Origin of the sequence: Pseudoalteromonas xiamenensis (genome assembly GCF_030994125.1) — a bacterium.
GTDB lineage: Bacteria > Pseudomonadota > Gammaproteobacteria > Enterobacterales > Alteromonadaceae > Pseudoalteromonas > Pseudoalteromonas xiamenensis_B.
In genome coordinates this window covers 1,040,724-1,065,602 of sequence record NZ_CP099917.1, presented here as the reverse complement: position 1 = coordinate 1,065,602, position 24,879 = coordinate 1,040,724, and the positions used below count along the sequence as shown (strand labels likewise).

The following is a 24,879-nucleotide window of genomic DNA, read 5'->3' as shown; positions in this document are numbered from 1 at the left end:
ATTACTTCTTATTGGACAAATTGACTATTGTGACCGTTTTGGTTGGTTTATCTTTCAATAAGGTTTTTAAGTCAACGCTCATCGAATGAGTGGGCATGATAAAGCGGCCCGATGTCACGGCCTGAAAATCGGCCCAATTTATGACGGTATTTTCTTGATGAAAGCGATATTCAAACTGAGCTAAATCGAGAACTCGTTCTCCATCATTGCGGATGGTCAGTTTACATTCGTCCAATTTTTCACAATTCAGAGTGTGAGTGAGCTGCGCTTGGACGCCGTCAGGGCTCACAAAAACCAGTGTCGCAAAGTTATAAACCATCTTCACGCCAGATTGTTCATTTTCACTTGGTAAAGGAAGCTGTTTGAACACGATGCGGTAAGATTCCGTCTTCTTAAGCTCTGGTGACCCTAAATATTTAGCTCGAAACACTTGATAACCGTTGGCTGGCACTTCAATTTGTGGAGGCAAAACAATGAAGTCTTCTTCAGCACTAACCAATACTTCTTTTTGGTTTTCATCAAAGGTACGCTTAAAGACTTCAACTTCGATAGGGAGCGTACTTTCGCTCGGATTTTGCAGTCTGTAGGTGACTAACGACTTTTTACCATGAGATGCAAGATCCACGATCATTGGTTGAACTTGATAAGCAATTGCAGGTGCAGATAACCACACGAATAGTAAAAACAGTTTACGCATTTGACTTCCAACTCCAAAAACGAGACTTACCATTTGCTAAATACGGTAAGCACCTTCAACGCTATCAAAAGCGCAGAACATGTCCGTCATTAGCAAGCGAACAACCAAAAGAATTGGCTTCAAAAACGGTATTATACCGCTTTGAGAAAATTCGTCAGTTTTTTAATCACTTTGTTAATAAAATCGAGATATTCAGGGGGAGTAATGAACCACCTGAACAGGCTAACGTGATGGCTTAAGAAGCGGTAGAGTTACAACAAAGTGCGCACCACCTAATTGTTCACTTGTATCGACGTTTACGTCGCCCTGAAGCCAGAGCGTAATCCGTTCAACAAGCGCGAGTCCAATCCCAAATCCTTCTTTACTCGCTGCTGTTTGTTTTGCTAAACGAACGAATGGTTTGAATATTTTTTCTGCTTCACTTGCCGCAATGCCAGTACCGTCGTCTTCGACACTTACCAAGACGGCCGAATTCGCTTGGCTTAGCGTCACATGGACCTTTTCGTTGCAATGCTTCAATGCATTTGTCACGAGGTTGCTGAACAATAAGCTAAGGTAATATTCATGACCGACAACCGAATGTTCGTCTCCCTCTATAAACAGCAACAAGCGTGGGTCATTGGCCTTAGTGCAAAGTTGGCTAACCACGGTTTGCACATTGACGAGAGACTTTTCCGTATCATTAAGTGAGTGTTGTAACCGGGCAAAATTGAGTAGCGCATTAATGAGTGCTTCCATGTCATCTAAATTTTGATTGATGCGGAGCTCGTATTTGGTGCGAAGTGTTTCGTCTTCAGTATCACAAAGCGTATCTAATCCCATTCGGACCCGCGCCAGAGGTGTACGTAACTCGTGTGACAACCCCAGACAGCAAGCGCATGTCTTGCATAAGATTTTCAATGCGTTCAGCCATTTGGTTAAACGTTTGTTCTATGTCTTTGAGATACCAAAGCGATCCAACAGTCAAACGCGTAGTCAGTTTGCCTTCACCAAAGGCCATTGCTGCTGAACGTAGGCGATAAATTCGAAGCAAAAACGGCGCTAAAAATATCAGCATTAAACACAGTAAGACTCCATAAAAACCGACAGTCAACAATAAGGGAATAGTATCTGATTCGTTGCTGATGTTTTGAGTAATAAGAAGTACGGTTTGTGGGTCGATGAACGAATAAGCTGTAAGCCCTTCATTTGATTCTAAAAATACAGCACCAGCAGACTCCAATTGGTCAAGTAACGCTGCGGGTAATGGGTAGTCTTTGAGAGATTGTATTTCGTAACGAACTTCTGAGGTCGTTGAACTGAGCGCCAACCAATTAGGAAGTTTGTCTACGGCAACTCCTGATGCTAACGCACTCTGTATGAGGTTTACTTGATTCATCAACTGTTGTTGCTCTGTACTCAATCGTTGTTCGGATTGACGTATGGCGAGTGCATCAAAAAGTTGGCCAACGAAAATGCTACCCATCACGACGATGAGGAGTAACGCCAGTGTAAAGCGCCACATTAGTGTGAAACCTCGGGGGCAAGCAAATAGCCTTTACCCCAAATCGTTTTGATTTTATAAGGCTCAGCGGCATCGTCCATGAGTTTTTTTCTCAACCGCGAAATCCGCAAATCGATAGTTCTATCAAATCCGTCATACTCAAAACCACGTAGTTGCTGACTTAATGATTCTCTACTGACAACATTGCCGGCATGTTGTGCGAGTATCCATAAGACATCAAACTCATTGGTCGATAATTTCAAATGAGTGCCGCCAAGTTCAGCAGTGCGGGCAGACTTACAAATAGTTAACTCACCTAGAGTGTATACATCTTGTTCTAAGCGCTCAGGGTGGCTTGGGCCTGTGCGTCTTAACAGTGATTTGATTCGGGTTTCAAGCAATCGACCACGAACGGGCTTGGTGAGGTAGTCATCCGCGCCCATTTCCAGTCCTAAAATTTCGTCAATTTCTTCGTCTCGAGCCGTTAACATAATAATTGGAACTTGAGAGTGCAATCGTATTAGTTTGCAGATGTCGAGGCCATCCATCGAAGGTAACATTCCGTCGAGAATAACGAGATCTGGTATGTGTCGGTGCAGCGCCTCGTACGCTTGCTTTCCATCGTGATACACCGTGACATGATATTGTTTTGCACGTAAGTATTCGGCAATCCAGCAAGCCAGTTCTTGGTCATCTTCTACTAATACGATTGAAGTCATTGGCTCTCCATCAGAACATGCGCCACCGCATGGCTTTGCTGTTATTTTTTTTATGTACCCATGCATAGCGAATGGTGTGTGTATGAAGTGTTTGTTGGTGGAGTGACGTAAGTCGTATCTCCATATCCTCGGTAAGGGTTAACGCTTGCTGCCAAGCGCCTTGGTCAACATTATGCCAGCACTTCAGTTTTTGTTGGTCTGCAAAAAGGCAATAATCTGACGTTGAAGGCATGTTCCAAATGACATCTAAATCTAAAAAGCACGTATCACCTTGTTGTAAAGCAGTACATTGTTTTGGCGAAACGACCAGATTAATGGTTTGCTCGGGTGTTTCAGCAAGACTTGGATGAGTCAGTATCGCTGCACAGGTGAATAGAAGTAATTGAAGGATGTTTTGCATCATTTACCCCTAAAATACGTAGTTGATAGACAGGTTAAACAGGCTTCCTTTGTCACTTCGACCCTCATTGTATTTGAGAATATTCTGCGAATAAGGACTGTCAACGATACTTGATGCATAATGGGTGTAACTAAAAAAGCCCTCCATTAGCCAATGCTCATCAAGTGGCTTTTTGACTCCAAGTTTATAAAGGTAATTAAATCCACCGGTTGCTTGAAATGGCTCTGTCACGTTCGCTGATTCTGGAACGCCATAATAGTAGTCAAGCATTGTGTCATTGCGGTACTGCGCGCCAATAGACGAGTACAGGTTCCAATTATTGATGTTCCAGCTTTTTTGCAAGCCAAGCAGCCGCGTAAAGACCACCACTGTAATCCATTTTATTGCTGTTTGTCCCCACCACAAACATCGCATCTAAGTCTGCAATAGTCCCCATTGCGCGGATACCCCAATAGGGCGTTGCCTCTTTACTGAATCCATCCTGTTCTGCTTTATACTCGATGGCTCCATGAGCCATTGAAAGCAGCGCATCAACTTCCCAGTTGCCAAGATTCGCGATGTTGTATCCTAATGCAAATTGACTTTCAAACTTGTCAGATAGCCCAGGAAACTCGAGTAAAAAGCCATTTTCAAAGTAATAGGCCCCGTGTACATTGCCTTTTAGTTTAATTCCTGAAGATTGATATAGACCTTGTTGATTTTGAACCGCAATGCCGACAGATAAGTAACCGCCAGCATCTCGTTTGTTTGTAAACGCATCCACCCAATGAGCCGTATTTTGGGTTTCGTTCGCGGCGCTCAGTGCGCTAAAAAACAAGAAGAGTGTGAATATAAACGTTTTCATTGCAATTTCTTATGATAGTTAATTTGCCGTTATCCTATTTCGGTTGGTGGAGTTTAACCGTAACAGTCAGTCTATGAGTGTATCAATGTGTATCACCTAAAACCAATCAAAAGCAGTGAGTTAGAATCACAAGGTAATCGTGATACAAAGTGATACATATCGTTAAACGTCGGTACAGCTTGCTGTCTTGTGCCGCGTTAAGTTAGTGACATCAAAACTACATTGGATGTCAAAATGAAACTAAAAATTGAAACTCTTGCTACCGACACTAACGACCTGCTTTCTGTCACTGGCGCTCACTGCATGCGGCTCGAATGGTAACAAAACGCCTGATCCTCAAATTGAACCGACTACGCCTTTCGATTATCAAGCATTAATTGAGAATGTGGTACTCGGCGAATTACCCGGAGTCGTCCTATACATTGATTCACCACAACTGCATTTTTACAGTGCCGCAGGGATAGCCGATCAGGAAGAAAATACACCAATGCAAATAGATGCTCGTATTCCAAATGGTAGTGCAGGGAAAAAACTAACCGCTTTGTTAGCCGGAATGCTTGCACAGGAGCAGCGGCTCGATTTGGACAAACCGATAACGGAGTATCTTGCGTCGGACATCACCGATCACATTCCTAATGCATCTATCATGACAACAAGACAAATGCTGCAACACACTGCTGGGCTATTCGATTATTTAAATGATTCGGGTGGCGCATTTTATGACGCGGTAATTGCGGATCCTGACAGCATTAAAACGGATGAATTCGCACTGCAATTTGCATTGGACAAACCAGCGCATTTTTCGCCTAGTCAAGGCTGGCGATACTCAAATACAGGTTATATTTTGAGTGGTCTTATTTTAGATAAGGTACTTGGCGCACATCATTCAGGCGCAATGCGTTCGATGATCATCGAGCCATTAGGGCTGGCGAGTTTGAGCTATGGTGGCATAGAACAAAACCTAGGCTCCATTACTTCCGGCTACTTTAAAAATGAAGATGGCGTGCTGAACACTCGGCCGTTTTATCAAAACATTGGTGTGGCGGATGCCCCTGTAGTCGGCAACGCAAAAGACATGGCTGATTTACTTAAAATAATTGTTGAGGGAGCGCTCTTGAGTGAGCCAACACATCAATTCTTGATGGCCGATGATCACTTTATCCCAACAGGGATCAACGGATTGCAATACAGTGCTGGACTTTTTAAAGAGATGATTAACGGTAAGCATGTTATACACCATGGTGGTTCTGAATTGGGTTATGCGACCTATAACTTTTACGTTGTCGAAAGCAAAACGACGGTTGCGATGCTAGTGAATTGCAACGGTTACAAAGCCTGTGATGATGCGCATGATGCGTTATACCAAAAGGTGGTCAATGAATTGACGAAGTAAGCCAACGTGAGAAGAAAATGAGGAATAACAGGATTCCTCATTTTTGTTTTTTCTTTTCCTATCAAAAAATTTTCCAGTAGCCTGTAATAAGTTGCGCACAGAGGTCACTAATAAGAACAAATCAATGTATGGAACGGGGTGAATGGGAAGCGACTTTTATCAGCAATCAATTTTGCCGTATGCAGGGATCATCATCAAAATATGCAGAGCTTATACTCATAATCATGCGGATTTTGAAGATTATTACCAAGAAGTCTGTTTACAGATCTGGCGAAGCCGAGCGAACTTCAATAAACAAGCGAAATGGTCTACGTGGGTTTATAAAGTTGCACTCAATGTGTGTCTGACTCATTTAAAACAGCATAAGCGTGGGAGAGGGCGATTTGCATCAGATGCATTGTCTGAACTCGAATTCGATGAGGTAAAAGCATTTGACTCAGATGAAATTAATCAACTTTACAACGCGATAAAGCATCTATCCGAAATTGATAGAGCAGTGATACTGCTTTATTTGGAAGAGAAATCCTATGCCGAAATTGCGGAGATAATTGGCGCTAGCAGTAATAGCATTGGTGTTCGAGTTTCGCGAATTAAAGAGCGTATTAACAAAATTATTCATCAGATGGGGTGAGTGTATGAGCAAATCAATCGAAGCGATGTGGAAACAAGGGTTTGTCGATGAAGGTGAACTTTCCGTGCCAAAAGTAAATGATTTATACAATCAAAAATCGCAAAATATTGTTGATAAGCTTCAAGCGATGTTTGCGCTAAATATCAAAGCGATCATCATCGGCTGTGGTGTGATGTTCATTGTGATGACGATGATAGGTGCGCCGTTATTAGGGGGGTACATTTGTTTGTTAGTTTCGCCGCTTATTTATATCGCAAAGCGAGAGTTGAGCAAATCGTATGATTTATCGAAAGGGCAGAGTAGTCTGGATTATCTACAGAATTTTGATCTTTGGCTAAAGAGCTCGATTGCAGCATATGGGGCATATTATCGTGTTGCATACCCTTTGTTGTATTTAGGTATGGTGACGCAAGCGATCATGAGTCAAGCAGGTCACAAGGTGTTGGCTCTGTGTTTGACCCAACTTCCAACGGACTATGTTCTCTTTGATGTGCCGTATTACCTTTGGTTAGTGATACTCTTGGTGTTTGTTGTCGTTGTTCGTTATTCAGAGGCGATTTATCGCTTTGATCTCAATGTGGTTTACGGTCGACAATTCAAAAAGCTAGAAGAAATAATCGCAGACATGCGGGAGCTTAAAGGCGTATAAAGTGATTCGAAGTGCCATCGTGCAAAGGGACACAGGCTAAGTACTTCGTTTGGCAGGAAATCTATCTCAAATATAGGGAAAGCGAATGAACACCAAAGACATTTTTTTAGCATTGTTGGTGGTATTGATCTGGGGCGTGAATTTTTCCTTCATCAAAGTGGGACTTCAGGAACTGCCGCCGATTCTTTTTTCTGCCTTACGTTTTGCGGTGGTAGCACTTCCTGCGGTGTTATTTATACCGTTTCCTAAAACATCGAAATGGAATGTTATTGGTGTAGGTATGTTTTTAGGCGTCTTCAAGTTTGGTTTATTGTTTATTGCCATGAAATCGGATGCGTCTGCGGGTCTATCGTCACTCATTTTGCAAGCTCAAGTGTTTTTCACCATCGTGCTTAGTGTGTTGTTTCTTAGAGAACATATTACGAAAGTACAAATCGCAGGTATTGGTATCGCTGTGATTGGATTTAGTTTTTATATGTTTAATGCGGGGGGAAATATTACCGTACTCGGTTTGATGCTGATTTTATCTGCTGCTTTTTTTCTGGGCGATTGCCAATGTAATGATGAAAAGAATGCAGGGAGTCAATCTGTTTCACTTTATAATTTGGGTGAGCTTGATACCACCTTTGCCACTGTTGGCGCTCTCTTTGTTCATGGAAACATCCAATCCAGTCGAGGTTTTACTTTCGACTTCTATGAAAACATGGGGAGCATTAGCCTATGTTAGCTACATTTCGACTCTACTTGCTTTCGCACTTTGGGGAGCATTACTTAAAAATTACTCAGCAGCATCAGTCACTCCGTTTGCATTATTAATCCCGGTGGTCGGAATGTTGACCTCCAATATTATGCTGAACGAAAGTTTAGAAACCAGTGAAATTGTTGGCGCACTGATGATTATGTCCGGACTCGTTGTTTGCGTGTTGGGGAAAAGGTTATTGGCACTTTTGGTGGCGCCAAGCTCGCAGAAAACCTTAGGTTAGCGCCATTTCATTGGTTTGGTGCTTTGCACGAAAGCATAAAATTGGCGCTGGTTGTTTAAAGGTAGAGGACTACGTTACCGCGTTTAGCGAGTTCAAACGGTATTGAACCTTTTGCTCTGCTGCGTAACATACTGTTTTTAGTCCGAAGCTGTACATCAAAACAAGCATACAAACGCCAAGTGCAGGGCCAAATTCGTGCTCTACATTTTCGATATTTACAGCTATGGCAACGGCACCAATAAACGCGGTGAATACCGACATCAACACGGCAGTATTACCCAACACGCGATAGAATTGCTTTGCATTTTGCATCTGTAACGCACTCAATGCGAGCTCGTCATTATACAAAAGTGCAAAAGCATTTTTCATGTCTTTGACCGATGTGACGCCAATCGCAAATAAAATTGCAGGCGGAAACGTCAACATAAGTGATGGCAAATCTGCAAAAGTATCGCCGATGCTGCCATCAACACTGAACCACAACGCCATGTATGACATTGCTGAAAAAACGAGTAAGCTTAATACGAACATAAGTATTCCTTTTTTAGTTTGCCAAATATATTGATTTGACGTACGAAGTACCTGCTTTAAGTACCACTGAGTTGCGCAAGATTGATTGCTAAAATGAAGTAACTGAAACTCTTCGGCCAAGTCTCCGAGCAAAGGCTCTCTTTAAGTTCTTCCGGTAGTGACCAGCGTAAAAAGCGTTCGGCGAGTTTGGGTGGTTGTTGATAATTAGCCAAAAAAATCTCCCTTTAGTTGGAAAGAGAGTCCTTGCCATAAATTAGTTAACGCATCCTTTGAACGTTTTAATGCCTGAACGCCATCAGCGGTCACATTAAAGTATTTCTTTGCTCGACCACCTCGTTCGCTGGTCGATTCACCCAACATACTGGTTAAAAGCCCTTTTTTCTCCAGCCTATCCAATGTGGTATAGAGTGCGCCAATAGAGACATCACGTTGAATGGTTTCTGCTAACAATTGCCGAATGGTGGCACCATAGGCATCTTGCTTTAGTCGAACAATGGCGAGCAAGACCATCTGTTCAAATTCGCCAAGGTACTTTTCTTTTTCATTCATAATAAATACTACATTGTAGAGTATATATTGAGTGTAATTTGCATTCTAAGTGAGTGCAAGGGTTTAAACTACAAAGTAGAGTAAATGTTATTGAAAAAGATGTGGCTTGTGTAAAGCAACGCGGCGTCTATCTCTATGTATATGTCAGCTGCGACGTAGGGGGCGATTGAAATGTTCAACACTCATAGCTTAGTCGTCATACTTGAAATGAGTATAGGTAATAAATAATGCTCAAGTTTTGACCTTTGTAGCCGATAATGAGACATTGCTATTGTCATCTAAAGGACTGAGATGAAAATTAACTCACCAACCCTTCCCAATGTGTTGTTGCCAAAATCGGATACCGTACCCTCGTCAACTACGCTTGATGAGATGTCTCAGGCTGCCCGCAATTTCCAACAAACTAGCGAATTAGATAAATACAAAGAATTCGAAAATGCGCCTGTTATTGCCTATGAAGATCCATTTAAAGGTCGCAATGCATCATTGCAACAGTATTCTCGTTTTGTTGGCATGCGGCATTATCGAATTCAATCGAGTGCGATTGAAATGGGTAACCCGAACAAAGAGCGAACCTACCAATATGGTGATTTAACTGAAACCGACGACATTAATGCGTTCTTGGACCAGCTTGAAAGACTCAGTGGTGACCAAAAACTAATGTTTGAGCATGTGAAACCAACAAAAGAATTACTCGAGTTGGCGACTAAGTTAACCGATGAAGAGCTTGGTCAGCTTGCGGAGTTTATGGTGGAAGTGTCGCAGTATGATTTTTTGCAAAATAAAAGTAGCAAATTAGCGGAACGGCTTATTCCCGCACTCAATGATCTCTCTGCAGACGCCTTAAGCTCTTCAATTGGCGCGATGAAGTCGCTCCTTGAAAATGGCCAATCATATAAGAAGAATCCTCCGCCAGTTGGGCTAGATGAACGAGGATTAGAAAATACATTGTTCACTGCAAGTGAAGATGGCATGGATTTTAAGGCTGGTTATTTAGCGGCGAACGCAGACACGGAGTTGTCCAAGCGCTACGCCGAGCTTTTAATCACAGGTAAAATGTCTGACGAGCAAACCGTACAATTCAATACACATCTTTCTCAAAGCTCGTTTGAACAGACGAGGGGAATGGTTGATATGGCAAGTCTTATCAAGACACATCAGATTGATGACATGTTGGCTATGTTTAATGACGTTGATAAAGACGCGGAACAGGATTTATTTGCGTACCTCGGTGAACAAATGAATTATCAAGCGCATCGACAATATTACCAAACCGAGTCAGGTGACTATGTTGCTCAGCAAGACGATATCGCGTCTGAATCCGACCGCCGTAGCCTCTATAAGAACGTGCTCAAAGCGTATAATGAATTTGGAGTAGGTTGGATAAATGATGCCTTGAAGGAAATGGAAGGCTCTCCAGCTCAAATACAAAAAGAACTTTGGAGTAAGTTACTTGCGGATAAAGACGAGATGCCAGAGCAATTTTCTAAGTCCGATGCACTTGAACAGTGGGCTGTGAACAATGTAGCCAGTGTAGAGTCAACGTTTCATTTCAATCAAGTGATGAAAATCCACGAGTTTAATCAAACTCGATATTTTCAAGAGCGTCTTGGTACACTAACGTTTTATACAAGTGGTAACCAGTCGATTGCCGAAGGGAATGCTTCAAAAGAGAACAGCAATCTCTAATAAGAAACTTTCATTCGAAGTTTGTTTTGGCTGATGAAGGCACACAGGGATCGCTGAATTTCAATGCGTTGGTATTTGGAATATTCAACCAAAGTGGTTTGGACACGCTAAATGTCGAAACGAAATAGGTAGGATCGGTATCGGATATTCATATCAAATTGAGCCTTTGAACTAACGCAAACTGTCGCGCAGGTCCTAGGTGGCAATGCTAAGTTGAATTATGTTTTTATCATGCTCATTTGTGAGCGCTTTTGGCGTTATCTGGGGTCAGTTAATTGAATGCCACTAGTCTGCCTGTTATAGTTTTTTAAACACACACTGGACGAACCTCATTTGCTCGAAGCAATCGCTCATCTAACCCAAGTTGTTCATCGCTACAGTGCATTAAGTAAAGAGTCGCTTGGACTTTACTTGGATGCGTGCAAGGTGAAACATCTAAAGAAAGGTCAATTATTATACCGGATCGGAGAGATACCAACGAGTTTTGCTTTTATTCACCAAGGGTTGATGCGAAGTTATGTCGTGGATGAGCGAGGAAATGAATTTAATAAAAACTTCTTTGCTGAAGGTCGATTTCCCTGGTTGTATGTCTGCGCTTTTGCAAGCTGCGCCAACTTTGCTTGCAATCGAGGCACTCGAAGACTGTGTACTCGTTGAAATTGATTTTAAGCTGTTTCGATCCGCATTACTTACCAAACCCGACTTGATGATCTATCAGATCAATTACCTCGAAACACACTGGTTGTTGGAAAAAGAGCAAAAGGAGATTGAATATTTACAGTTTGACGCCAAGCAGCGTTATCTCGCATTTTTGAATACCCATAAGCCAATAATTTCGCGGTTAACGCAATACCACATTGCGAGTTACTTGGGGATTACACCCACTCAGCTTAGTCGTGTCCGTAAAGAATTAAAATAAGTCCGTTGTTTCAACATATGTAAATGCACTGTCGGTTGCTTAGGCGCTAGACTCGTCACTTACTCGTATTCTACTGGGAGTCTGTTATGACGTTTCTTTGGCCTATCGCGTTATTTGCGGGGAGTTGTATTGCTTTGCAAGCGGCAATGAATGCGCGGCTTGGACAACATTTCAATAATGCATGGCTTGCTACAAGCTACGCATTTTTAACGAGCTTTCTACTCATTGGGTTTGTGCTAGTAGTCACTCAGTTTAAATCTCTCAGTGCTCAATTTGAGCAGCTCCAAACAAGTGCAATTCCTTGGTATCTGTGGCTATCTTGCTGTTTGAGTGTAATTGGTGTTGGCAGCATGTATTGGCTCATTCCCAAAATGGGTGTAGGCAATTTAATGAGCTATGCGTTAACAGGTCAACTGGTGATGGCGATGGTGATCAGTCACTTTGGTTTGTTTGATTCGCCTCAAAAGCTGCTCTCTACAACAAAGTTGGTAGGCGCAAGCTTGTTGATTTTTGGCATTCTTTTGATAAACAAGGATTAGTCTTCGACAGGTTAAAAAAATTAGCCTAGTTAAAGCCAATGTTTAAAATTGGCTTTAACGGTCAACCAGAAATTATGGTTGAACTACGGTTACATATGGATCCCAGTTAATTTCTTTTATCAACTGTGAGCCTTTGTATACTTTTACCCAAAAGGTATAAGCTTCAATTTGTGATGTGCCAGGATTTGGGCGGCCAGGCAGGCGAGCCGTTGCTTGAACGTAAGGTTGGTAACCTGTAACGCGTTTTACAGGCACTTCACCGTCGTCGTTCATGCTGATGGCATCACTCTCGTACACGTAGACGTCCATGTCACCTTGAAATGCAGTCCAATCTTTTAGCAGGGTATTGTTATTCCAGTCGTGTTCCGCCGAAATGATCACCGCGTAGTTTTCAGTACTGCCCTCTGGCTGCACGACTTTTGGAAATGCTGACCATCTAAGTACATCGTCATTTTCTACACGTACACTTAATTCATAAGAGCCTTGTGAATTGCTTACTATAATGTCCGGTGACGCAAACATATTAACAGCAGTATATGCTGCAGCACCGTTTTCAATGCTTTCACAATCGACTACAACTTCAATGCGTTGAATTGCCATAGTTTTTCCTTAAAGGTAATTTCACGTGGTTTTACCAATACCCGCTACTCCTTGGGTCTTAGCAAAACGGATATACAACTACATTTATGTGTTTGAACAATACGAGATAAATTTTGGTTATCTATATGTAAAATTCGAGTTAATAATAACGGTGAATCTGACTTCTGCAAGGTTATATTTAAAAAATATTTGGGTGATTTTAGTTTTATAATTCTTCTTGTTGTCAACTTGTGGATTAAAAATGCAAAATAATTCCAATTAATGCATTAGTGTTTGTTGTTTTAGCGTTTTTTAGTAAGTACCTTAAAGGTATACCCCTATTTGAAACCGCTAAATTGTCTACGAATCAGAATGAATAAGTTTAGTTTGGGTTGGTTTTAGCTGGAGAGTAGTTCATATACCTACCGTATTTCTGTTTTGCCATCGTTGCACTTAATTACATAAAATTACAAAAAATATCAATAAAGGTACGATTCCTCACAGTGAGTTACTTTTAGCGCAAGTATGCTGCTTTAAATTCAATACAAAAGGAATTCAAATGAAAACATCTGTTCATTTAGTTGCACTCGGTATATCTGCATCGTTGTTATCTGGTTGTTTTTCCGGAAACCAAAAACCGAACATAGAAGTAGCCCAACCTGAGCTTACACAGATTGTCACCAGTCAAGCTGTGCTTACAGCGTCGGTAAAGGACAAAGATAATAACCTTACCGAGATCCGTTGGCAGCAAGTGAGTGGGCCTACTTCGGCCATTTTACATGTTGAAGGTAAACAGGATCAGCGTATCGAAGTAGATCTGCCAAACATTCCTGGTACCTATACCTTTAAAATAACAGCAGAAGACAAATTCAAAACGAAAGACGAAGCAACTTTTACCGTTAACGCCCAAAGTGTGGAACAGGTGATATTTCCAAAGCTAGACGAACTGCTAAAACAAAATTTTGAGTCGGCAAATGCAAGGACGATAAATATGTCCGCTTTGATTGATTTTAATATCCCCAATGTTGTTTGGCGCGGCGCTTTAGGTGAGACGCATCACGGGACAGGTATCCCAATGACAAGCGAGCAGCAATTCCGGATTGCCAGTATTTCCAAAACCCTGTCAGCAGCGGTTGTTTTCAAATTGATAGAGCAGGGGCGACTATCATTAGATACCACACTGGCGGAATTAATCACCAATGACGATATGCCAAGCGGATTTGTTGTGGATGACTTTTATGATGATGGACAACAAAAATACGGTGGTAAGTTAACGGTAAGGCAGCTTCTAGATCAAACATCTGGACTAGATGACTTTATTTCCTATCTCAGTGAACCTGATTCACCTGACAGTAGGGCAATGCTAGAAGCGCTATCCGGTGAAGACATGAATGTACCTGATATCTGGCATGCCGATTTGATCATTAAAGAATTCCTTGAGCGCGGTGTGACAAGGAATCGAACTCATAAACCGGGAGAGGTTTACAGCTACACCAATACTAATATTGATCTGCTTGCATGGGCTATTTCAAAGTACCTCAATAAGCCTTTTGAACAACTGTTGCATGAGATGGTGTTTGTCCCACTCAATATGTCTATGACTTACATGGATTTACATGAAGCGAAAGTGGGAGATGGCCCTGTTGATCATTATTTCTATATTCCGGTTGAGTCATGGATAGCGCCTATATTGTCGGGTAATCACAATATACTCGAGTTGAGGGTAAATACGTCATTTATCTGGGCTGGTGGAGGGATTGTGTCTACTTTGGATGATCTAAATCGTTTCTTTAAAGCGTTGAAAGAAAAAACCTTTATTACAGATCCTGTGCTCAACCAGGTACTTCAAAGTCACTGGATTGATGTGTCAGAAGATGAAGGTCATAAAAGTTACTATGGCCTAGCACTTGAAAAAGAAGTGTTCCCAACTTATTCGGTTGTTGGACATAATGGATTTTGGGGCTCAAGTGCGATGAATGTCGAACCGCTAAACATTCGAATAGTAAGCTGGATTGGTCAAGCCAACACAGAGGTGTTTTTTAACTTTGAGCAACAAGCTATTAAGTATATTCAAGACTTAGGCTTTAATGGTAAACAACCTCTGGTTCAATAAACTATGTGCGAGTTCACTATTCAAGGTGAACTCGCAAATTGTGACTTAATGCAGTTTCATTTTCGGTCTGACACTTCTCATCAACTTTTCACATAGCCACAAACCGATAGTCTTTACTGGCCCGTGAATTGCGCTTTGATGCATACGATAAAGTGAAACGTACATCAGTCGTGCGAGTTTTCCCTCGACGTACATCGAGTTTCCAGTGAGATTACCCATTAGGCTACCCACAGCGCTATATCGGGCTAAGTTCACTAATGAGCCATGATCTTGGTATTGAAAAGGCGTGAGCGATTTTCCATTCAGTTTTGCGACAAGATTAGCTGCAAGGTTACTTGCCATTTGATGTGCAGCTTGTGCTCTTGGTGGTACAAAACTACCATCTGGTTGTTGGCAAGCGCTTGCGTCACCCAATACGTAAATGTGTGCAGTTCCTTTAGCTTGGAGATATTCATCGACGAGAATTTGGTTGTTGCGAGTGAATTCGAAACAATCCATATTTTTAATAAAGTCAGCAACTTTAACGCCAGCCGCCCAAATCATTAAATCGGCACCGATTGTTTCGCCTTGTTTAGTGATGAATCCTGTTTTGGTTGCTTCACTCACTTGCGTGCCTTCAAGCACAGTCACACCGAGGTTTTTTAGTTCCTTGCGTGCTGCATCACTGATCCGTTTTGGTAACAGAGGTAAAATACTTGGGCCTGCTTCAATCAGCCTAATGCTCAGTTTGGTACTTTTGAACTCACTCATCCCATAATGTTTCAGTAACTGAGAAACGTGAATAAGCTCGGCACTCAGTTCTACCCCCGTAGCTCCGCCGCCGACTATGGCAATGGACAAATGGTTCGACGATTCAGGCTCTTCGCTGGCCATTTGGTGAACTCGGGTAAATCGGTCAAGAAGGGCGTGTTGAAAGCGTTCGGCTTGGGTTTGTGAATCTAGGAAGTAGCAATATTGGCTCACACCAGGGGTATTAAAATCGTTGCTGACACTACCCACCGCTATCACTAATTCATCGTATCGAATATGCCGCTCGGGTATGAGTAACTGACCATTTTCATCGAGAAGTTGTTTTAAAGTAATGGTTTGAGATTCTGAGTTGAGTGCATTAAATTCACCCAAAATAAATTGAAAGCCATGTTTTGCCGCATGGGCTGAATAGGATACCCCATCAAGACTGGTGTCGAGAGAGCCTGTCGCAACTTCGTGAAGTAGCGGTTTCCAAATGTGCGTACGGTTTTTATCAATAAGTGTTATGGTTGCTCGTTGGGACTTTCCTAATTTATGTCCTAATTTCGTGGCGAGTTCTAAGCCGCCAGCACCACCGCCGATGATGACAATATTAGGATGCGTGTTGATCATGATTGTGCCCTTTTTAAAAGTTATAAAGAGCTGAACACTTTGAAGACTCTGCGTTTCGACACAGTAGAGATATTCAGGTCATTATAACCTGGCACAAGCTAACACTAGCATAACGCTAAAGCTTAGGAAGCTAAAGCGATAAACTATTTCAAAATGTGTCATCAGGGGCATTAAAAGGAAACACTTTTAAAGTATTTTTGTCGTGATTTTTAGTATTAAAGTCTGGTTAAATGTTAATACTGTTAGCACCGTAAACTATTGTTAATGAAGCGCGTTATTTTGTTGAGTTCTTGATTGTTGAATAATAGGATAATAGGTTCTAATATAAGGAAATTATATGAAAACAAAACTAGCCCTATTAACTTCTTTAATCCTATCTACACCATTCTCTGCGTTTGCAAATGATTTCGTATCAATTACAGATAGCCGATTTGGCGCGGTCGCTAATGATGGAAGAGATGATAGCCAAGCGATTCAAAACGCAATTAATTATGCAATAGCAAATAAGAAAAGTGTCTATATTCCATCCGGTACTTTCAACGTATTTCAAGCTGTAGATGTTGCAAAAGCATATGGCCCGCATAATGCCAAAGTTAAAATATATGGTGAGCAAAAAGATATTTCTATCTTAGAAACGAATAGTTCTAACTCAATTTTAAAAGTGGCACATGGTATTGAAGTTGAAAATTTAACATTTAGACAATCATCAAGCAGTCGCCAAGGTAAAGCGATTGAAATTGAGTTTGCGAGCTATCGTTCGAACTTTAAGAAACTGGATATCATAGGATTTGATAAAGGTATCTATGGTAAATGGATGATTTGGGACCGATTCCAAGATCTTTTCATTTATGATGTTAACGTAGGTATTGAGTTTCACAGTAATGGAGAAAATCCTGCTTATTGGAATACGGAACCAAATGGTTGGTTTAATAACGTAAACGTCATTGATAATGTCTATGTTCAAAATGCTGATATCGGTATGAAATTAGCTGCGATGGGCACAAACATCGTAAATTCGACTGTTCAAGGCTCCAATGTTGGTGTTGAGATATTCGGTCCTAAATCGACAGATTCTACATGGAACAACTCAATAAGTAATTTCTATGCCGAAGGTGTCAAAACAGTATTCAAAGTTCGAAATTCACGCTCTCTTGATATCAACAGCGTTTTTGTTCAAGGTGGAAGCAGCTCAAATCGTAACATCGCTGTCATTGATGCTGAAAATGCGCAAATGATTAAAGTGAGTGGAATGACGGGTCAAGATTGGTGGCAGAATTCAGTAATTTTGAAAAACAGTAATGTTGAAGGCAACATCGTAGCAATTGGCGGCCAACCTAGCCTTGACGAAAATTCAACATTTCAAGATACACCATCTAAGCTAACCGCAGATGTTTCTTTACCGGCAAACAAATCTTGGGTTGCGTTACCAGAATCATTCAGAATCGGTTCCAATTCCACATACAGATTGACGGTTTCAGGCCTGCGAGATGGATATGAACCTGTTCTATCTGAATTTACAATTTTTAACTGGACTGCTGCTCCATATCAGATTATCCGTAAAGAAAATGACGCTTCAAGCCGTATCGCGGTAAAAGCTGAAGGCGGAAGATTATATCTTATGTTAGATTTTTATGGTGGTAATGGACTCGGTGGTGGTAAAGCTACTCTGGAAAAAGTTCACTAATCAAAATGTAAAAGGCAACCAAATGGTTGCCTTTTAAGTTAGAGTGAGCGCCTATTGTATCATCATAAATTAATACATATTGAAACGACTGGAGAAATACTACCCGCATTGCGAATCCGCATTTAGAGCTGTGTTTTCAATCTTTATCCAACTGTTTTAATGTATGTGCAATGAGTGGATCATCAGGGACGAGCTGTTGTGCCACTTCAAGGAGTTGAATCGCATCCTGTGGATGTTCTTCTTGATGTTTTATGGCGATATCAATCAAAGGTTGAATGTCGATCTGCGCTTGGTGCTCTTGTACGTGTTCAACTTTTTCTTCAAGTAAGATGTTGTGCGCTTTACTGAGCAATTCGAGTCGATGCAGAGATTTTGCATTCGCCTTGTTGAGGCGTTTGTAATAGTCTTCTTTGAAACGTAACGTTTTGGTTTGCTGTCTAAATTGAGCAATATCGATGTGTTCTGAACGCATAAAATCGACAGCGATTTGTTTGTAAAAACCAAATTTGTTCATGTACGTTGCATGCGTGCCATGACCCATTCCAAACACCCTTAAATGCGTCAATCCGGTGTAACGTTTCGCGTGCCCTCTGTCTATTGGGTTTGTTGGATCATAAATAATGTATCCTTGCGCTTTCCCTAAATCTAGGTCGTGATAATCACCTTCCCAGTCAAATTGCTGTGCAATGTCAGTACTAGAACGAGTATCCCAATGCGCTTTAGCTTTATTTTTTGTGCTGACAGGATGAAAAAGTAACACGGTATCGAGTTGTAGTAAGTTTGCAAATGCACCAATACCGAATCCTCCGCGGCTTAGTCCATAACCAAGTCGTCGATTAAATGGCTCAAGCAGTGTCGCGAGTTGTTCCAAGAAGAAGATTAAATTGCGGCTTCGAAACCAATTACTTCGTCCCAAATGCTGAAAGGCAATAATATTTACCCCTTGCTTCTTGGCCAAGCGATAACCCCATGGCGAAAAATCCGCATGAAAGTCATGTTCTTGATAATTTGTACCTGCGGGAGAGAAGGTAAAGAGAAGCGGTTTGTTGAGGTCAACGAAGTGGTATTTGACAAAAACATCATCGAGTAAATCGTCACCGGTGAAAGGTAACTGTGCTTGTTGTTCATTCGTGGAAAGGGTTAGCCAGTCATCAAGCCAATACAGTAACTTCATTCATCCTCCATTTACGCAAGTGAGACATTGTAGCAAATTTGAGAGGGTGATGAAAGTTGTACAAAATTCACTCGAGTTATTTGTGAGTAAATTGAGTTCTAAATCATCAGGATTACAGAGGTAAATCCTGATGATATCTTACGTACAATAACGACCCTGCTAGCGATCAAACTGTTTGTAATATCGACGTTTTAAGAACTTTATGCTTATTGCGCCAATAACACTTGGCAAAATCCAACTCATTAGTTGCAACGAAGCAACATTTGCAAAAAGCGCACGTCCACCAAAGGCGAAAAACGCAGTATAACAAGCGATCCCAGAGCCAATCATGCTACTTAGATGTTCTATAACCCATTCTTTCGTCGACAGTGTTGTTTTGAAACTGTAGAAGAGAAAATTGCAAGCTAATAGCGCGCCCAGCGAACCAAAAATAATGAGCAATACTCGATTTAACGTCCAACCATAGTAGGCCAGACATGGGCCTGCAATGAACAAAGCGGCCATCAGCATGAGATGACTTGCCTGTCTTAGCTGCGTACGTTGTTGCTTCGCCTGTAACACCAGTGTGGCGTGACGTACCGTCGTGACGGTTAACAAACTTAAGTACAGCAGAAAAAGACGTGTCGCTTGCAACTGGAGTAATTCCGCGGCATTAAGAACGCGTCCAGCCAACGCTTCGGGGTAGCACAAACCCAGTAATGACATCATCGTACCAACACCCGCCGCGACATACATTACGTATACATAGGCCCGGCCGGATTGATTATGCTGGCGGCTGCCTTTTTTAAAATAGGCAGGTAACCAAAATAAGATAAGGGCAGAAGCGCCGGCCAAAATATGTAAATAAAGTAACGTTTGGTAAATTGTGTTCATCGCTTACTCCTTTTTGAAGACTGAAATCATCTTAGTCAGAAGTGTCACTTACGATGAGTGCCAAAAGTCATGATTTTTACGACAGCATAGCTCGAAGGAGGATTAATTTGTTAACTAAATATTCATTTACATATTACAAAAGGTTAAATAGTATTTAGATTGATTCTAAAAAAGGAGATAGTTATGAATCTAAAACTGAAAAAGAAGAATATGAAAATGCTGTCAAACGACAAAAACGCCTTACCCCTAAATCAAACGGCGTTGGTCGCAGGTGCGTTACTCACTATTGATATCCGTACGACGCGCACAGAAGGTTTTGCAACAAAGACAACGTTAGTTGGCGAATTGGCTGACGTAGGTCCGAGTGTTGGCCCTACCACAGGGGTTTAAAACTCAGTGAACTCGACTAGCGCGAAGAATATCGCGCTAGACTTAGCGCTACGTTTTACTGTGGCACTGTTTTAGTTCCTCAATTAAGGCTTGTGCAAGACTGGATGTGCTGTTTGTTTTTGATGTGATCAACATAACCGGGATTTGATAGGAATATTGCTCTGGTAGAATCGCTTTAAACACTCCTTTATCCACCCAGTAAGCAGCATAGTGTTCTGGCAAATAACCAATAAATGCACCAGATAAAATTAGATGGGCAATCCCTTCATCGTGGTAGGCAATCGCGCTGTTTTGATAGTTTAATCCATCGTTACGCGTTTCTTTGTCACGCATGTAATTACTTGTGACGACTTCCGCGTCGAGTAATAGCTTATGTAATGAAGTGGGCTCGCAGTTAAAAAGCGGGTGTCCCTGAGCACAATACAGATAATTGGTTTCATTGTGGAGCGGATAATAATCAAGACCACGTATTTGGTGTCGGCTAACGCCAAGTCCGACTAGCGAACGACCATTTACTACCGATGTTTCCACTTCTCGCGCTTCACATACGTTGATATCGAATTGGAGATTTTTGCCTTTTCGTTTAAGAATCGAAATAGCTTTTGCTACGCCGCAGCGAGGATCGCTGACCATGGTATCAATAATGGCAATGGTCGCTCGTCCAGAGAGTTCATGTTTAGAACTTGCCACGGTTGACGCAAACGCTTCGCATTGCTGCAAAAGCTCAAGTGATGCTTGATACGTTACGCGACCAGCTTCGGTTAATTCAAATCCACTACGGCCACGTTTACACAATTTAAGCCCCAAGCGAACTTCTAAGTCCGACAAATGTGAACTGATGGTTGAACGTCCGATATTAAGGCGGGACTCTGCGGCCGATAATCCACCACTTTCAACAATCGCGACAAATATGCGTAACAAACGTAAATCAACGTCATGGACTTGCATAAAGCTAACTCTTTTTAGTTCGATATAATCGGAATGAATTACGATTATTATGCATTTATAAAACTTCATGAGCAAGCTAGCATAAGGACAATATAAGCGTTACGACGCATAAAGAATCAGCAAGTTAGGAGAAGAATATGACGTTTAAATACGGTGTAGACAGATTAAATCTGGATATCGTAAACGGGATTGCCAACGGCACGATTAAGGCCGAACTGTGTCAAGAAGCGCTAGATAAAATTAATAAAAGCCGCCGCAATGTCGATATTATGGCGAGTTCTGACAAAGCGATTTACGGTATCAACACAGGCTTCGGTCCACTTTGCGATACACAAATCTCTCCTGAAGAAACGCATTTACTGCAAAAAAAAAACCTACTCATCACACACGCGGTTGGTGTGGGTGAACCCATTGCAAAACCAATTTCTAAGCTAATGCTGATCACTAAAGTGCACGCGTTAAGCCAAGGTTTTTCGGGTATCCGCTTGGAAGTGGTGGAACGCATGTTGGCGTTTATTGAATTAGACCTTATTCCGGTTGTACCTGAGCAAGGTTCTGTTGGTGCATCTGGTGATTTGGCGCCTTTATCACACTTGTTCTTACCCTTAATTGGTGAAGGCGAATTTTGGCAAGGCGATCAAATCGTGTCTGCAGCGCAAGCGTTAGAAAAACATGGCTTTGCACCACTTGAATTACACGCGAAAGAAGGTCTAGCCCTTATCAATGGGACGCAGTTTATTCTTTCACACGGTATCACTGCATTAACAAGAATGCGCTACTTGCTTGATTTAGCTGATCTTGCTGGTGCAATGAGCATTGAAGGGATGCAAGGTAGCCAATCGCCATTTAGACCAGAATTACATGAAATTCGCGCGTTTGCAGGCAATATTGAAGTGGCAACACGTATGCGTCGTTTCTTTAAAGATTCAGAGAATATGGCGGCACATACGGATTGTGATCGCGTCCAGGATCCTTATTCATTGCGTTGTATTCCACAAGTACATGGTGCATCACGTAACGCATACAACCATCTTAAAGACATGGTTGAAATTGAAATGAACTCAGTAACAGATAACCCAATCGTTATTAGTGCACAAGAGGCGATTTCAGGTGGAGGTTTCCACGGCCAACCTTTGGCAATGGTACTGGATTACGCTTCTATTGCCGCCGCTGAACTGGGTAATATCTCTGATCGACGTTGCTATTTATTGTTAGAAGGATTGCACGGTTTGCCGCGTTTACTCACGACGTCGGGTGGCTTGAACTCAGGAATGATGATCCCGCAATATACAACGGCTGCATTAGTAACTGAGAATAAATCGTTATGTTTCCCGCCTTCCGCGGACAGTGTGCCAACATCAATGGGGCAAGAAGATCACGTTTCAATGGGCAGTATCTCCGGTCGTAAATTGAACCAAATTCTTGGTAATCTTGAAAAGATTTTTGCAATCGAACTAATGTATGCAGCGCAAGCTATTGAGTTCCGCCGTCCAAACAAATGTTCTGATTTAATTGAAGAAAACTTCGATATTATCCGAGCGAAAGTGGCGAAGCTCGAAGAAGATAGATTACTCAAACCGGATATTGATGCGATGATCAAATTGGTGAAATCACAGGCGTTCAACGTACAAACTGGGAGCTTATAACGATGGAAGCAAGCATGACATTTCAAGAACAAATTAAGCAAGGTATTCCGACAGAGCTGCCAGCTGTAAAACCCTATCCAGAAGACGCAAACCGTGCGCCAAAACGCAAAGACATTCTGTCAACGGAAGAAAAGCAATTGGCTATTCGCAACGCGCTCCGTTACTTCCCTAAAGAGTGGCACAGTGAACTGGCACCAGAATTTGCCAAAGAATTAAACGGTTTTGGCCGTATCTACATGTATCGCTTCAAGCCAAACTATGCGCTGAAAGCACGAGCAATTTCTGATTATCCTGCAAAGTGTGAGCAAGCAGCTGCGATCATGTTGATGATTGACAACAACTTGGATCCAGCCGTTGCACAGCATCCTGAAGAGCTTATTACGTACGGTGGTAATGGTGCAGTTTTCCAAAACTGGGCGCAATATCGTCTGGCGATGAAATACTTAAGTGAAATGGAAAGTGACCAAACGCTTCATATGTATTCAGGCCACCCAATGGGCTTGTTCCCATCGTCAGAAGACGCCCCTCGTGTTGTCGTAACGAATGGTATGATGATCCCGAATTACTCAAAACCAGATGACTGGGAGCGCTTTAACGCTCTGGGCGTTACCCAATACGGGCAAATGACGGCAGGCTCGTTTATGTATATCGGTCCACAGGGTATCGTTCATGGCACGACAATTACCGTCATGAATGCGTTCCGTAAAGTGTTGAATAAAAGCGAAAGCCCGAAAGGAAAGATCTTCCTAACGGCCGGTTTGGGTGGTATGAGCGGTGCGCAGCCAAAAGCGGGTAACATCGCAAACTGTATTACGGTTTGCGCGGAAGTAAATCCGAAAGCCGCGACAAAACGTCATCAGCAGGGTTGGGTTGATGAACTCATCGACAATATGGACACGTTGATTTCTCGAGTTCGTGAAGCACAGGTAAATGAAGAAGTCGTATCGATTGCTTTCATTGGAAACGTAGTCGATGTGTGGGAAGCGTTTTACGAGCACAACATTTTTGTTCACTTGGGGTCGGATCAAACCTCTTTGCATAACCCTTGGTCAGGCGGTTATTACCCAGTTGGAATAAGTTACGAAGAGTCGAACCGTTTAATTCGTGAAGAGCCAGACGTTTTCAAAGCGAAAGTTCAGGCGACCTTGAAACGTCATGCAGATGCGGTAAACAAACATACCGCGAAAGGCACGTATTTCTTTGACTATGGTAATGCGTTTTTACTTGAAGCGTCGCGCGCAGGTGGCGATGTCATGGCTGATAACGGGATAGATTTTAAATATCCGTCGTACGTACAAGATATTTTAGGCCCAATGTGCTTTGACTATGGTTTTGGTCCATTCCGTTGGGTGTGTACGTCTGGTAATTCAGAAGATTTAGACAAGACAGATGCTATTGCTGCACGTGTGTTGAATAAAATTATGGAAGAATCGCCAGAAGAAATTCAGCAGCAAATGCAAGATAACATTACTTGGATTAACGACGCGAAACAAAACAAGTTAGTTGTAGGTTCTCAGGCGCGTATTCTTTATGCGGACGCACAAGGTCGCATGGAAATAGCTAAAGCATTCAACGATGCAATTAATCGAGGCGAAATTGGCCCAGTTGTACTTGGGCGTGACCACCATGATGTCAGCGGCACAGATTCTCCTTTCCGTGAAACATCCAATATTTATGATGGAAGCCGTTTTACCGCTGATATGGCCATTCACAACGTGATCGGCGACAGTTTCCGTGGTGCGACTTGGGTCTCTATTCATAATGGTGGTGGTGTCGGTTGGGGCGAAGTTATCAATGGGGGATTCGGCATGCTGCTAGATGGTAGCGAAAGTGCAGAGCGACGCTTGACGTCAATGTTGTTATTCGATGTAAACAACGGTATTGCGCGCCGAAGCTGGGCACGTAACGAAGAAGCCAATTTTGCAATTAAACGTGAAATGGCTCGCACACCAAAGCTGAAAGTAACACTGGCAAATACGGTTGACGACGACATTCTAAACGGCTTGTTCTAAGTCATTTCGATTGAATAAAAGCGCTGTGAGTGAATATCCGCAGCGCTTTTTTTATGGTTGGGTTGGGTAAAG

Annotated in this window: 27 protein-coding genes and 1 pseudogene; 13 read left to right on the top strand and 15 right to left on the bottom strand. The window is 42.1% G+C overall.

Annotated elements, in window-relative coordinates:
- Nucleotide 1: 1 nt before the first annotated feature.
- From NI389_RS04890 to NI389_RS04860, 7 genes are all read right to left on the bottom strand, one after another.
- Nucleotides 2–697 carry a fimbrial biogenesis chaperone gene (locus NI389_RS04890; protein WP_308361906.1) on the bottom strand — a complete coding sequence of 232 codons (696 nt, stop codon included), beginning with the start codon at nucleotides 695–697 and terminating at the stop codon, nucleotides 2–4.
- A 222-nt stretch (nucleotides 698–919) separates the two neighbouring features.
- Nucleotides 920–1,519, bottom strand: a complete 600-nt coding sequence (locus tag NI389_RS04885) for a sensor histidine kinase (RefSeq protein WP_308361905.1) — start codon at nucleotides 1,517–1,519, stop codon at nucleotides 920–922.
- Nucleotides 1,497–2,201 carry a hypothetical protein gene (locus NI389_RS04880; RefSeq protein ID WP_308361904.1) on the bottom strand — a complete coding sequence of 235 codons (705 nt, stop codon included), beginning with the start codon at nucleotides 2,199–2,201 and terminating at the stop codon, nucleotides 1,497–1,499. Before NI389_RS04880 ends, NI389_RS04885 begins: the two co-directional genes overlap by 23 nt.
- Nucleotides 2,201–2,899, bottom strand: coding sequence for a response regulator transcription factor (locus NI389_RS04875; RefSeq protein ID WP_308361903.1), 699 nt, complete (start codon nucleotides 2,897–2,899; stop codon nucleotides 2,201–2,203). Before NI389_RS04875 ends, NI389_RS04880 begins: the two co-directional genes overlap by 1 nt.
- A gap of 10 nt (nucleotides 2,900–2,909) precedes the next feature.
- Nucleotides 2,910–3,302 (bottom strand): DUF3019 domain-containing protein, encoded by a 393-nt coding sequence (locus NI389_RS04870; protein ID WP_308361902.1) that lies wholly within the window; start codon nucleotides 3,300–3,302, stop codon nucleotides 2,910–2,912.
- Nucleotides 3,303–3,308: 6 nt separating this feature from the next.
- Entirely contained in the window at nucleotides 3,309–3,713 is a 405-nt protein-coding gene (locus NI389_RS04865) for a MipA/OmpV family protein (protein WP_308361901.1), read from the bottom strand.
- Nucleotides 3,616–4,143: a hypothetical protein gene (locus NI389_RS04860; protein ID WP_308361900.1), complete on the bottom strand. Its 528-nt coding sequence runs from the start codon at nucleotides 4,141–4,143 to the stop codon at nucleotides 3,616–3,618. The genes NI389_RS04865 and NI389_RS04860 overlap by 98 nt, the downstream gene beginning before the upstream one ends.
- A 247-nt stretch (nucleotides 4,144–4,390) precedes the next feature.
- On the opposite strand from NI389_RS04860, the gene NI389_RS04855 reads away from it, so the two are divergent.
- The 5 genes and pseudogenes from NI389_RS04855 to NI389_RS04835 all read left to right on the top strand — a co-directional run bounded on the left by NI389_RS04855 (nucleotide 4,391) and on the right by NI389_RS04835 (nucleotide 7,799).
- Nucleotides 4,391–5,536, top strand: coding sequence for a serine hydrolase domain-containing protein (locus NI389_RS04855; protein ID WP_308361899.1), 1,146 nt, complete (start codon nucleotides 4,391–4,393; stop codon nucleotides 5,534–5,536).
- A 142-nt stretch (nucleotides 5,537–5,678) separates the two neighbouring features.
- Entirely contained in the window at nucleotides 5,679–6,167 is a 489-nt protein-coding gene (locus tag NI389_RS04850) for an RNA polymerase sigma factor (RefSeq protein ID WP_308361898.1), read from the top strand.
- Between the two features lie 4 nt (nucleotides 6,168–6,171).
- Nucleotides 6,172–6,816, top strand: coding sequence for a hypothetical protein (locus NI389_RS04845; protein ID WP_308361897.1), 645 nt, complete (start codon nucleotides 6,172–6,174; stop codon nucleotides 6,814–6,816).
- An 85-nt stretch (nucleotides 6,817–6,901) separates the two neighbouring features.
- Nucleotides 6,902–7,228, top strand: a pseudogene (locus NI389_RS04840) (EamA family transporter); the annotation flags it as partial.
- A gap of 148 nt (nucleotides 7,229–7,376) precedes the next feature.
- Entirely contained in the window at nucleotides 7,377–7,799 is a 423-nt protein-coding gene (locus NI389_RS04835) for an EamA family transporter (RefSeq protein ID WP_308361896.1), read from the top strand.
- Nucleotides 7,800–7,868: 69 nt separating this feature from the next.
- Here NI389_RS04835 and NI389_RS04830 read toward each other — a convergent pair whose 3' ends face one another.
- From NI389_RS04830 to NI389_RS04820, 3 genes are read right to left on the bottom strand one after another with little or no spacing between them, the layout of a single operon-like run.
- Nucleotides 7,869–8,330 (bottom strand): hypothetical protein, encoded by a 462-nt coding sequence (locus NI389_RS04830; protein WP_308361895.1) that lies wholly within the window; start codon nucleotides 8,328–8,330, stop codon nucleotides 7,869–7,871.
- Between the two features lie 56 nt (nucleotides 8,331–8,386).
- Complete coding sequence (locus NI389_RS04825) at nucleotides 8,387–8,542, bottom strand: hypothetical protein (RefSeq protein WP_308361894.1); 156 nt, start codon at nucleotides 8,540–8,542, stop codon at nucleotides 8,387–8,389.
- On the bottom strand, nucleotides 8,535–8,879 hold the full coding sequence (locus NI389_RS04820) for a PadR family transcriptional regulator (RefSeq protein WP_308361893.1): 345 nt from the start codon (nucleotides 8,877–8,879) through the stop codon (nucleotides 8,535–8,537). Before NI389_RS04820 ends, NI389_RS04825 begins: the two co-directional genes overlap by 8 nt.
- Nucleotides 8,880–9,170: 291 nt before the next feature.
- Here NI389_RS04820 and NI389_RS04815 point away from each other — a divergent pair, with 291 nt between their 5' ends.
- From NI389_RS04815 to NI389_RS04805, 3 genes are all read left to right on the top strand, one after another.
- The gene (locus NI389_RS04815; protein ID WP_308361892.1) at nucleotides 9,171–10,568 is read left to right on the top strand and encodes a hypothetical protein; all 1,398 of its coding nucleotides are present in this window, start codon (nucleotides 9,171–9,173) and stop codon (nucleotides 10,566–10,568) included.
- A 538-nt stretch (nucleotides 10,569–11,106) separates the two neighbouring features.
- Nucleotides 11,107–11,487 carry a Crp/Fnr family transcriptional regulator gene (locus tag NI389_RS04810; protein WP_308361891.1) on the top strand — a complete coding sequence of 127 codons (381 nt, stop codon included), beginning with the start codon at nucleotides 11,107–11,109 and terminating at the stop codon, nucleotides 11,485–11,487.
- Between the two features lie 86 nt (nucleotides 11,488–11,573).
- The gene (locus tag NI389_RS04805; protein ID WP_308361890.1) at nucleotides 11,574–12,026 is read left to right on the top strand and encodes a DMT family transporter; all 453 of its coding nucleotides are present in this window, start codon (nucleotides 11,574–11,576) and stop codon (nucleotides 12,024–12,026) included.
- Between the two features lie 72 nt (nucleotides 12,027–12,098).
- Here NI389_RS04805 and NI389_RS04800 read toward each other — a convergent pair whose 3' ends face one another.
- Nucleotides 12,099–12,626: an AidA/PixA family protein gene (locus NI389_RS04800; RefSeq protein ID WP_308361889.1), complete on the bottom strand. Its 528-nt coding sequence runs from the start codon at nucleotides 12,624–12,626 to the stop codon at nucleotides 12,099–12,101.
- A gap of 538 nt (nucleotides 12,627–13,164) precedes the next feature.
- On the opposite strand from NI389_RS04800, the gene NI389_RS04795 reads away from it, so the two are divergent.
- Complete coding sequence (locus NI389_RS04795; protein ID WP_308361888.1) at nucleotides 13,165–14,718, top strand: serine hydrolase domain-containing protein; 1,554 nt, start codon at nucleotides 13,165–13,167, stop codon at nucleotides 14,716–14,718.
- Between the two features lie 45 nt (nucleotides 14,719–14,763).
- Here the strand turns inward: NI389_RS04795 and NI389_RS04790 are convergent, their stop codons facing one another.
- Nucleotides 14,764–16,080 (bottom strand): NAD(P)/FAD-dependent oxidoreductase, encoded by a 1,317-nt coding sequence (locus NI389_RS04790; protein ID WP_308361887.1) that lies wholly within the window; start codon nucleotides 16,078–16,080, stop codon nucleotides 14,764–14,766.
- Nucleotides 16,081–16,417: 337 nt separating this feature from the next.
- On the opposite strand from NI389_RS04790, the gene NI389_RS04785 reads away from it, so the two are divergent.
- Nucleotides 16,418–17,764: a glycosyl hydrolase family 28-related protein gene (locus NI389_RS04785; RefSeq protein WP_308361886.1), complete on the top strand. Its 1,347-nt coding sequence runs from the start codon at nucleotides 16,418–16,420 to the stop codon at nucleotides 17,762–17,764.
- Between the two features lie 136 nt (nucleotides 17,765–17,900).
- Here the strand turns inward: NI389_RS04785 and NI389_RS04780 are convergent, their stop codons facing one another.
- Together NI389_RS04780 and NI389_RS04775 are read right to left on the bottom strand one after the other, a co-directional pair.
- The gene (locus NI389_RS04780; protein ID WP_308361885.1) at nucleotides 17,901–18,938 is read right to left on the bottom strand and encodes a cytosolic protein; all 1,038 of its coding nucleotides are present in this window, start codon (nucleotides 18,936–18,938) and stop codon (nucleotides 17,901–17,903) included.
- A gap of 159 nt (nucleotides 18,939–19,097) precedes the next feature.
- On the bottom strand, nucleotides 19,098–19,811 hold the full coding sequence (locus NI389_RS04775; protein ID WP_308361884.1) for a hypothetical protein: 714 nt from the start codon (nucleotides 19,809–19,811) through the stop codon (nucleotides 19,098–19,100).
- A 183-nt stretch (nucleotides 19,812–19,994) separates the two neighbouring features.
- Between NI389_RS04775 and NI389_RS04770 the strand changes: the two genes are divergently transcribed.
- The gene (locus NI389_RS04770; RefSeq protein ID WP_308361883.1) at nucleotides 19,995–20,201 is read left to right on the top strand and encodes a hypothetical protein; all 207 of its coding nucleotides are present in this window, start codon (nucleotides 19,995–19,997) and stop codon (nucleotides 20,199–20,201) included.
- Nucleotides 20,202–20,249: 48 nt separating this feature from the next.
- Here NI389_RS04770 and NI389_RS04765 read toward each other — a convergent pair whose 3' ends face one another.
- Nucleotides 20,250–21,149 (bottom strand): LysR family transcriptional regulator, encoded by a 900-nt coding sequence (locus NI389_RS04765; RefSeq protein WP_308361882.1) that lies wholly within the window; start codon nucleotides 21,147–21,149, stop codon nucleotides 20,250–20,252.
- A 137-nt stretch (nucleotides 21,150–21,286) separates the two neighbouring features.
- Between NI389_RS04765 and hutH the strand changes: the two genes are divergently transcribed.
- Nucleotides 21,287–22,795: a histidine ammonia-lyase gene (hutH, locus tag NI389_RS04760; protein ID WP_308361881.1), complete on the top strand. Its 1,509-nt coding sequence runs from the start codon at nucleotides 21,287–21,289 to the stop codon at nucleotides 22,793–22,795.
- Between the two features lie 14 nt (nucleotides 22,796–22,809).
- Nucleotides 22,810–24,807 (top strand): urocanate hydratase, encoded by a 1,998-nt coding sequence (locus tag NI389_RS04755; RefSeq protein ID WP_308361880.1) that lies wholly within the window; start codon nucleotides 22,810–22,812, stop codon nucleotides 24,805–24,807.
- Nucleotides 24,808–24,879: the final 72 nt, after the last annotated feature.